We start from the raw sequence: 8,398 nt of genomic DNA, 5'->3' as shown, positions 1-8,398 counted from the left end.
CATCTTCATAGGCCGGCTTTCTGTAGCACTGGGAATTATTGTTTCCCTGATTACGGTTTCCACCGGATTCGGGTCCAAGAAAGCCATCAAAGAAAGACTGGCGGATTTCAGCGGGCATATTACGGTGAAGTCTACCCGTTCCAATTCTTCGTATAACAGTTCCGTACTTGATAAAGAAGGCCTGGAAATCAATAAAATCAGGGAGATACCGGATGTGGCATCGGTTCAGCAATATGCCACGGTAACCGGGATTATGAGAAACGAACATAATTTTGCAGGTGTGATCTTCAAAGGGGTCGGAAAGGATTTCGACAGCCTGCGGTTCAAAAAATTCCTTGTGGAAGGCACTACTCCCAGAATTACCGAGAAAGGATACAACAATGGAGTTGCTATATCACAAAAGGTCGCCGGCGACCTCCACCTGAAACTGAAGGACAGCATTGTGACCGTTTTTTCAAAAACCGACCAGCAGCCGATTTACAGGAAATTTGAAGTAGTGGGAATTTATAAAACCGATATCAAGATGATTGATGACCAGTTTGTCATCGGAGACATCAACCATGTCAGGAAAATCCAGGATATCAGGCCTGATGAAGCGGGCGGAATCGATATTTTCTTTAAGGATGTAGATAATACGGACCGTAATTTCCCGGAGGTGGAAAAACTGGTCGGCTATAAAAACTATGCGGAAAAAGCGACCGATAAGTTCCCCCAGATTACTGACTGGATCAGTATTTTCGACACCAATATCGCCCTGATTATCATCATCATGCTGATCGTTGTGGTCATCAATATCATTATGGTGCTCCTGATCCTGATCATCGAGCGCACCAATTCCATAGGGCTGCTGAAGACATTGGGAGCAACCAATGGACAAATCCGGGCAACTTTCATCAACTATACCCTGATCATCATGGTTCCGGGTCTGCTATACGGAAACGCCATCGGCCTTGGCCTCATCCTGCTTCAGAAATTCTTCGGGATCATCAAGCTGAATCCTGAAAACTATTATGTCAGCACGGTTCCGGTGGACCTTAATCCGCTGATGATCATTTCGATTTCTGCGGGAATCCTTGCCGTATCAGGACTGGCACTAATTATTCCGAGCTATCTCATCAGCAAGATTTCCCCGGTGAAGGCCATTAAATACAGCTGATGCTGAATTACAGATGATATCCGGCTGATTATGATTTGTGTGTTTTACATGATCAGATCCAAAATCATCTGTATTCACATCATACTATCCAGCACATTTTTATTTATTATTCCAAATTCTCTTACTTATAATTCAGATAACCGACATTTGTCTTAATTATTCTGAAAGCCGTATCTTTGTACCGTCTAAACAACATTTATGAAATACGCAAACAACATACTTGAAACCATAGGAAACACACCGCTGGTGAAGCTCAATAAGGTTTTGGGAGAAGATTTTCCGGCACTGGTCCTGGCAAAAGTGGAAACATTCAATCCGGGACACTCCGTAAAGGACAGGATGGCCGTGAAAATGATTGAAGATGCAGAAAAAGACGGAAGGCTGAAGCCGGGAGGGACCATCATCGAGGGAACTTCAGGAAATACCGGGATGGGACTGGCTCTGGCCGCCATTATCAAAGGCTATAAATGCATTTTTGTTACCAATTCCAAACAATCTAAAGAAAAATGTGACATCCTGCGTGCTGTAGGAGCTGAAGTCATTGTCTGCCCTACTGATGTGAAGCCTACGGATCCGCGTTCGTATTATTCCGTTTCCAAAAGACTGGCAAAGGAAACCGAGAACGGATGGTATGTCAACCAATACGATAACCTGTCCAATAGGGCCGCGCATTACGAATCCACCGCGCCGGAAATCTGGGAACAGACAGAAGGAAAAATGACCCACTTTGTAGTGGGAGCAGGAACAGGAGGCACCATTACCGGCTGCGGAACGTTCTTCAAAGAAAAAAATCCTGAGATCAAAGTAATCGGAGTAGATACCTATGGTTCTATCCTGAAGGAAATCCATGAAACCGGAGAGGTTAACCTGGGGAATGCCTACACCTATGTTACCGAAGGAATCGGTGAAGACATCCTTCCTGAAAACTATGATATGTCCGTTATCGACCACTTTGAAAAGGTAACCGATAAAGACGGCGCCATTTACGCACGGAAACTGGCTAAGGAAGAGGGAATTTTCTGCGGGTATTCTGCAGGAAGCGCTATCGCTTCTCTGGTTCAGATGAAAGACCAGTTTACCAAAGACGATGTGATTGTGGTCCTTCTTCACGACCATGGCTCCCGGTACATAGGTAAAGTCTATAATGACGACTGGATGAGAGAAATGGGCTGGCTGGATTAATGTATTGACAGCTGCAAAATATAAACTCAGGGTATCATTGCCCTGAGTTTTTTATTGGAGTTGACTTTAATGTATAGTGTATTGATGTACAATGTATAATGTATGATGTATTGTTGTATGATGGAAAATGTACCGGTGGGTAATGTATAATGTATTCTGTACAGAGTAAAATAAAACCAGAAAATCAGGCGGTAATATGTTCTTTCAATACGCTCTTCAGCAACTGGTAATCTTTTCCGCTCATGGATTTCTCAGGGAACATATAACTGTACTTTCCTTCCAGGGCGATATACTGTTCATTTACCTCAACATTTCCAAAATCCTTCCATTCACTGCTTTCTTCCTGATCATCGATTATGACCCTGAATTCTGCATTGCTGAACCTGATTTCATAAAGGCGGCACCGTTCCAGTTTGCTGAGATAATTCCCCACCTGCTTTTTCCAGCGGGATACTTTATTAATACTCACGGAAAGGAAAATGACACAAAGCAGGAACAGGAAACTCACAAAATACAGAATCCCGGCTTTTTCCCCGGAAAAATCATTCCGGAATATGAAAACAATCAGCAGGATGGCACCTATGACAAGGGTTGTAATGGTTTTTCCTCTCGTCGTTGGTGAGAAAAACAGGTTTCCCTGATCTCCGCTGAAATAAATTTCTTCGAAATCCTGCCTGACGGGCTGTAATGTTATGGTCTTTTCTCCGTTCATCGTATTCATTATAATGCAAAGCTAACTGAAAATTCCGGAAAGCCCTACAGATTCCTCTCCTATTGTATACTGTTGCATGCAAAAGTACGGTATTCCCAACATTACATTAGCATTAGCATGAACCTGACGCAGGGAATGGATGAGAGGCCGGAAGGAGAAGCCGGATGCCGGAAGTTTCTTTATTGCAATGGCTGTCAACACTTTGCAGAGCAAATGATCCTGCAACCTTCTTTTAAAAGATAATTCTGATTACAGGTTTCCGGCCAATTTGCTTACCGTTTATTTATTTATTTTATTTACTTTAAATCAACCCATTAAATCATGGCAGATGTACTGAATCCATTAAAAATACCGGATTGTTGAACCCTGAATTTTGAATCTTAAATAGTAAGCCGGTTATTATTCCTCATTATAGGTATTGCCGATGGCTGACAGCCTGTTTATCAATTCGCGGTTCCGCTGTTTCAGTTCCTCCATTCTCTGCAGCATGGTATGAATGACTTCAAGACCGGGGATATTGATATCCAGGTCATAATGCCAGTTGGCAAACCTTTCAAAAGACGGCAGGTCTTCATACATCAGATAACGGATTTCATTTTCCGTCCGGATATTGAGCAGCCCGGAATCTACCAGTTCATCAAAAAAGGTGATTTCGATATTGTATATTTTTACGAGTTCTTCCCGCGATATTTTTTCGTTCATAGCTTAGGAATTTTTAAGTTGTTCAAAAAGGTCTCTCTGCTTTTCGGTAAGGTTTTCCGGCAATTTCACATCGTAGGTTACAAACAGGTCTCCGTATTGGCCGTCTTTCTTATATACCGGGAAGCCTTTTCCTTTCAGTCTTACCGTAGTTCCGTTCTGGGTTCCCGGTTTCACCTTCAGGTTGACACTTCCGTCCAGGGTGGATACTTTTACATCGCCTCCCAGCACTGCCGTATACAGATCGATGCTGATCTTTGTTTTCAGGTCATCCCCGCTTCGTTCAAAGTCGGGATCCGGCGCGATCGTAAAGGTAATATAGAGGTCTCCTTCAGGGCCGCCGTTGTGCCCAGGGTTTCCGTGGCCTTTCAGCTTAATCTGTTGTCCGTCGTAAACCCCTGCAGGAATAGTAATCCGTACCTTTTTGCCATTGATTTCAAAAGTCTGCGGATGGGTTACGGTAGCATCGCGCAAGCTTAAAGTCAGCTCCGCCTGCACATCCTGCCCTTTGAATTTTCCCGAAGCACTGCCCCGGGCACTTCTGCCGAAACCGCTTCCGGCTGTGCCGCCGAACATGCTCTGGAAGAAATCCGAGAAATCTTCGCCGTCACCGAAATCCGTACCGGAAAATCCGCCCCCGTCCTGGCGCTGGTACTGACGCTGTTGCTGCTGTGCCTTTTCATATTCTTCGCCATGTTTCCAGTGTTCACCGTATTTATCATATTTGGCCCGGTTTTCAGGATGGCTGAGAACTTCGTTGGCTTCATTCAGTTCCTTGAATTTGCGTTCGGCTTCCTTATCGCCCGGATTAAGGTCCGGATGCAGTTTCCGGGCCTGCTTGCGGTAAGCCTTTTTGATATCGTCCTGGGTTGCGTTTTTACCGACGCCTAAAATAGTATAGTAATCTATGTAAGCCATAGCCACGTTTTTACTCAAATATAAGGATTTTACGGATGCCATAGATATAACAGAATGTTAAAAATAAAGCTATCTTTGGGTAAAAAGCATCCATGAAAGAAGTGTTGAAGAACTACTCCGGAATTATGCTGCTGCTGCTGGGCATCATTGCGGGAAGCATTATCGGAATTTTTGCCCCGGGCATCGTAGACGCTATTAAGCCGGTCGGTGATATTTTCCTGAACCTGCTTTTTGTAAGCGTTGTGCCGCTGGTGTATTTTGCAGTGGCCCATTCCATTGCTTCGCTGGAGCAGCAGTCGGAATTCGGTAAGATCATGCTGGCCATGCTATTGACTTTTCTGTTTTTCATTGTAACGGCCGCGGTTTTTACCATCGGCGCGGTTTACCTTTTCCCGATGTCAGCGGTTTCGGGGACCACTGAAGTGGTGGAATCCGCCGCGGATACCGAAAGCTGGAATAACCGGATCGTCAGCTTTTTTACGGTCGGTGAATTTACCCAGCTCTTTTCCAGGCAGAACATGCTGGCGCTCCTTATTTTTGCTTTTATGACCGGCTTTTCTACCCGGAAGGCCGGAGAAAAAGGTGAGGTATTCAAAAATTTCATCGCTTCGGGGTATGAGGTCATGAAAGAACTGCTCCTGCTGATCATGAAAGCTGCCCCGGTTGGGCTGGGTGCCTATTTTGCCTATCAGGTAGCTACCCTGGGACCTCAGCTGTTCGGCTTCTATGCCCGGCCGCTGGGACTGTATTATGCAGCCGGCGTCGTTTACTTTATTGTTTTCTTTTCGCTCTATGCTTTTATGGCGAAAGGACGCGAAGGCGTGAAGAATTTCTGGAAACAGGCTCCCTTTCCCACCCTCACGGCGCTGAGTACCTGCAGCAGCCTGGCTACGATGCCGGCCAATCTGCTGGCAGCCGCCAAAATCGGCGTACCGGGTCAGATTTCCAATATGGTGATCCCGATCGGGACGACGCTGCATAAGAACGGCTCATCCATGTCGTCCATTATTAAAATATATGTCGCTTTCCTGATCATCGGACGGGATTTCTTCGATCCGGCCAACCTGCTGCTGGCATTGGGAATCACGGTTTTCGTGAGCATTGTAGCCGGCGGCATCCCCAACGGCGGCTATATCGGGGAAATGCTGATGATCTCAGTCTATAAGCTTCCCCAGGAGGCCATTCCGGCAGTGATGATCATCGGCACGCTGGTAGATCCGCTGGCCACCGTACTGAACGCCGTAGGACAGCTGGTGGCTTCAATGTTTGTAAACCGGTTTGTGAGGGTGTGACGGTGGTGAGTTATAAGTTGGTGATCGCTATGTACAGACATTCTATAACAGATAGCAACCCTTTTTATTTAAGGGATTCTATTTCCCGTACCATTTCATATTTTCCATTAAAATAATCCAGTTTGCATTCGTAGCTTTTTCTCTTATTTTTTGGAAAAAAATAACCTACTGCTCCTCCTGCTATCCCTCCGAATACTATTCCTGTCATTGCTGATCTTAATTGTCTTTCTGGTTTTGGTGACGGGTCTGTTTTTGCGATGAAATAAAAATCCTCGGCCATTCTTCTCATCGGATATAGCTCACCGTCACAGAATACATATGCTTTACCCTGATTGACAATTGCATAAGAATCCTCTTTGGCATTTTTCTTTTTCCCGTTCTGATCAACGTAGGAAGCTTTGGTAATCATTCCCAGATCAACCTGTATCTCACTGATGGGCTGATCCGGGACCTGCCTGCTGAATGCATGGTAACTTCTGTATATCCCATCGGTCAGTTTAGGATGGGTATACAGAGGCAATGCAGACTTCGCTATCTTATCATAGTTATTGATATCATCCGCAGTATACATTCTTTGGCTGACAGGCTTTTCTACCGCTGCTTCAAATACGGCTTTCCGGATATAGTCCAGCGACCGTTTTTCCAGTTCTTTGGTAACATCCACATTAAATACAACCAATGTTGTATCCATTTTTTTAATAAGCTGATACTGATTTTCTCTGCCACCGAATAACAATCCCCTGAATGTAAAATAGCCGTACTGCACCATATTGATCGTCGTTTCCATATAATTCATCGCCCTAAGCTGCAACAAAAGCTCTTGGTCTTTAACGGAAGAAGGATCAATTCCTTTCTTAAACATTTCAGACAGTTGTTGTTCAAAGCCCGGACTGAACGCTATTTCAGCTTTCCTGTCAGACAGTCCCTTTTTAACGATTCCGAAATCTCCAGGATTGGTTCTGATATCCTGAAGCTTTATCCCATTATAAGAGCAACCGGAAATAACCTGAGTAGGATCCGGCAAATGTAATTCTTCAACAATTCTTTTTTTTGACTGTGCAAACAGCAAATGTGTGATCAATACCAGTAAAATAAGAATCCTGTTTTTCATATTTATTCGTTATAAGGTTATGTTTAATAGTATCTGATTTATTTCTGTACATCCATTATCCGGATATGCTGTCAACACATTTGATTGCCTGAGTAAAATAATTGGATTTATTTTTATTTTTCACTAATATCAGATCTTTATCTTTAGGCTGAAAATTATCCGTAGTTTTTCCCTAATTAAGATTTGCATGACCAATAACTTGGATATACAACTTCATTATGTACTAATAAACTCCCAATAGAAAACTTTTTTATACTCTGGTTTATTTCGAATGATGTCTATCCATATTCCCTGAAGTTCTCTTATTTATAAGCAACTTTAGGATTATCACATTTTTTTATACTGTAAATCTCCTATCAGTACAAAAGAAACAAATGAGTTTAATTTATTATTAGGAACAGAACCACAGTCTTCGAGGCCATCAATTCCATATTCTCTTATCGGACTAGAAATTTTTATTTTTTCTGCATCAGTTAAATTTATCTTTGCAAAATGATTATCCAAAATTTCTCCATTCATACAATATAAATCCCGATACACACTATCTAATTTATTAAATGTAATTATGATTTTGTATTATTAATTTTCTCAGTTACGGTATAATTATATTTAAATTACTATGAAAGTGAAGATCCATATAACAAGATACAAAATGTTATATAAATATTTTCATATATTAATTTTTTAATATATTCGAAAACATGGTTCTATTAAACAAGAGTGTTACGGATTTAAACCAGTGGCGTCTATATCTGCGATATCTATTTTGCAATTCTAAATTATGAGAATGTATAAGATTAATTAATGATTAATAAGAAGATGTTGAAATTGAACTTATTTGGGTTTCTACAAAATTATTATATCTATTCTCTTTCACAAGGTAAGTAATCATACTGATAATTATCGTACAAATTTCATCTATTTCTATCTACATTTTTTCAGCATTATCTAAGTTACAAATTCATGTACTGTTTCATTTAACCTCGTGCCACATATACCACGTATTTTAAATTCACAATGGCTATACCGCAATATCTATTCAACTAGCAAATTGTCTTAATCTAATATAAGATGTAACTAATATACTTCAAATTCATCAGGAAAAGCTTCATGATACTCTTTTTTGGATTTTAATGTGTTTAATATTTTGGCGTAAAACATCAATTGCTTATCGACTTCTTCCTTATTCATGCTATTGCACTTAATCTCTTTAAAGTCAGCGTGCTTACTTATAAAAACAGATTTTGAGCTGGTACTATCTTCAAATTGAATAAAACACGAATTACTTGTAATATTTAGTTTCTTGTAAAAACTAAATATCTTATCTT

9 protein-coding genes are annotated in these 8,398 nt (G+C 41.7%); 3 read left to right on the top strand and 6 right to left on the bottom strand.

The window, feature by feature from the left end; translation table 11 throughout:
• Together QZ735_RS12105 and QZ735_RS12100 are read left to right on the top strand one after the other, a co-directional pair.
• A partial coding sequence (locus QZ735_RS12105; RefSeq protein WP_294248728.1) for an FtsX-like permease family protein occupies positions 1-1,156 on the top strand: 1,156 nt, incomplete at its 5' end.
• Positions 1,157-1,354: 198 nt separating this feature from the next.
• Positions 1,355-2,338: a PLP-dependent cysteine synthase family protein gene (locus tag QZ735_RS12100; RefSeq protein WP_294248725.1), complete on the top strand. Its 984-nt coding sequence runs from the start codon at positions 1,355-1,357 to the stop codon at positions 2,336-2,338.
• A gap of 184 nt (positions 2,339-2,522) precedes the next feature.
• Here the strand turns inward: QZ735_RS12100 and QZ735_RS12095 are convergent, their stop codons facing one another.
• From QZ735_RS12095 to QZ735_RS12085, 3 genes are all read right to left on the bottom strand, one after another.
• Positions 2,523-3,050 carry a hypothetical protein gene (locus QZ735_RS12095; protein ID WP_294248723.1) on the bottom strand — a complete coding sequence of 176 codons (528 nt, stop codon included), beginning with the start codon at positions 3,048-3,050 and terminating at the stop codon, positions 2,523-2,525.
• Positions 3,051-3,449: 399 nt separating this feature from the next.
• On the bottom strand, positions 3,450-3,752 hold the full coding sequence (locus tag QZ735_RS12090; RefSeq protein ID WP_294248720.1) for a chaperone modulator CbpM: 303 nt from the start codon (positions 3,750-3,752) through the stop codon (positions 3,450-3,452).
• Between the two features lie 3 nt (positions 3,753-3,755).
• Positions 3,756-4,667, bottom strand: coding sequence for a J domain-containing protein (locus QZ735_RS12085; RefSeq protein ID WP_294248718.1), 912 nt, complete (start codon positions 4,665-4,667; stop codon positions 3,756-3,758).
• Between the two features lie 92 nt (positions 4,668-4,759).
• Between QZ735_RS12085 and QZ735_RS12080 the strand changes: the two genes are divergently transcribed.
• Entirely contained in the window at positions 4,760-5,959 is a 1,200-nt protein-coding gene (locus QZ735_RS12080; protein ID WP_294248715.1) for a dicarboxylate/amino acid:cation symporter, read from the top strand.
• 64 nt (positions 5,960-6,023) lie between these two features.
• On the opposite strand, the gene QZ735_RS12075 is transcribed toward QZ735_RS12080, so the two are convergent.
• From QZ735_RS12075 to QZ735_RS12065, 3 genes are all read right to left on the bottom strand, one after another.
• Positions 6,024-7,070 (bottom strand): hypothetical protein, encoded by a 1,047-nt coding sequence (locus QZ735_RS12075; RefSeq protein WP_294248712.1) that lies wholly within the window; start codon positions 7,068-7,070, stop codon positions 6,024-6,026.
• 327 nt (positions 7,071-7,397) lie between these two features.
• Positions 7,398-7,589 carry a hypothetical protein gene (locus QZ735_RS12070; RefSeq protein ID WP_294248709.1) on the bottom strand — a complete coding sequence of 64 codons (192 nt, stop codon included), beginning with the start codon at positions 7,587-7,589 and terminating at the stop codon, positions 7,398-7,400.
• 558 nt (positions 7,590-8,147) lie between these two features.
• Positions 8,148-8,398, bottom strand: a 251-nt coding sequence (locus QZ735_RS12065; protein ID WP_294248706.1) for a hypothetical protein, incomplete at its 5' end; no start/stop codon positions are given.

The sequence above is a fragment of the uncultured Chryseobacterium sp. genome, from assembly GCF_913776365.1.
Classification (GTDB): domain Bacteria; phylum Bacteroidota; class Bacteroidia; order Flavobacteriales; family Weeksellaceae; genus Chryseobacterium.
Note: the sequence above shows the minus strand (reverse complement) of the source record. Positions and strands in the feature narration are given on the sequence as shown.

Excerpts from the sequence above, each read along its gene's own strand:
- QZ735_RS12080 (WP_294248715.1), top strand. The coding sequence starts at position 4,760 with ATGAAAGAAGTGTTGAAGAACTACTCCGGAATTATGCTGCTGCTGCTG.
- QZ735_RS12095 (WP_294248723.1), bottom strand. The coding sequence starts at position 3,050 with ATGAACGGAGAAAAGACCATAACATTACAGCCCGTCAGGCAGGATTTC.
- QZ735_RS12075 (WP_294248712.1), bottom strand. The coding sequence starts at position 7,070 with ATGAAAAACAGGATTCTTATTTTACTGGTATTGATCACACATTTGCTG.
- QZ735_RS12085 (WP_294248718.1), bottom strand. The coding sequence starts at position 4,667 with ATGGCTTACATAGATTACTATACTATTTTAGGCGTCGGTAAAAACGCA.
- QZ735_RS12090 (WP_294248720.1), bottom strand. The coding sequence starts at position 3,752 with ATGAACGAAAAAATATCGCGGGAAGAACTCGTAAAAATATACAATATC.
- QZ735_RS12070 (WP_294248709.1), bottom strand. The coding sequence starts at position 7,589 with ATGAATGGAGAAATTTTGGATAATCATTTTGCAAAGATAAATTTAACT.
- QZ735_RS12100 (WP_294248725.1), top strand. The coding sequence starts at position 1,355 with ATGAAATACGCAAACAACATACTTGAAACCATAGGAAACACACCGCTG.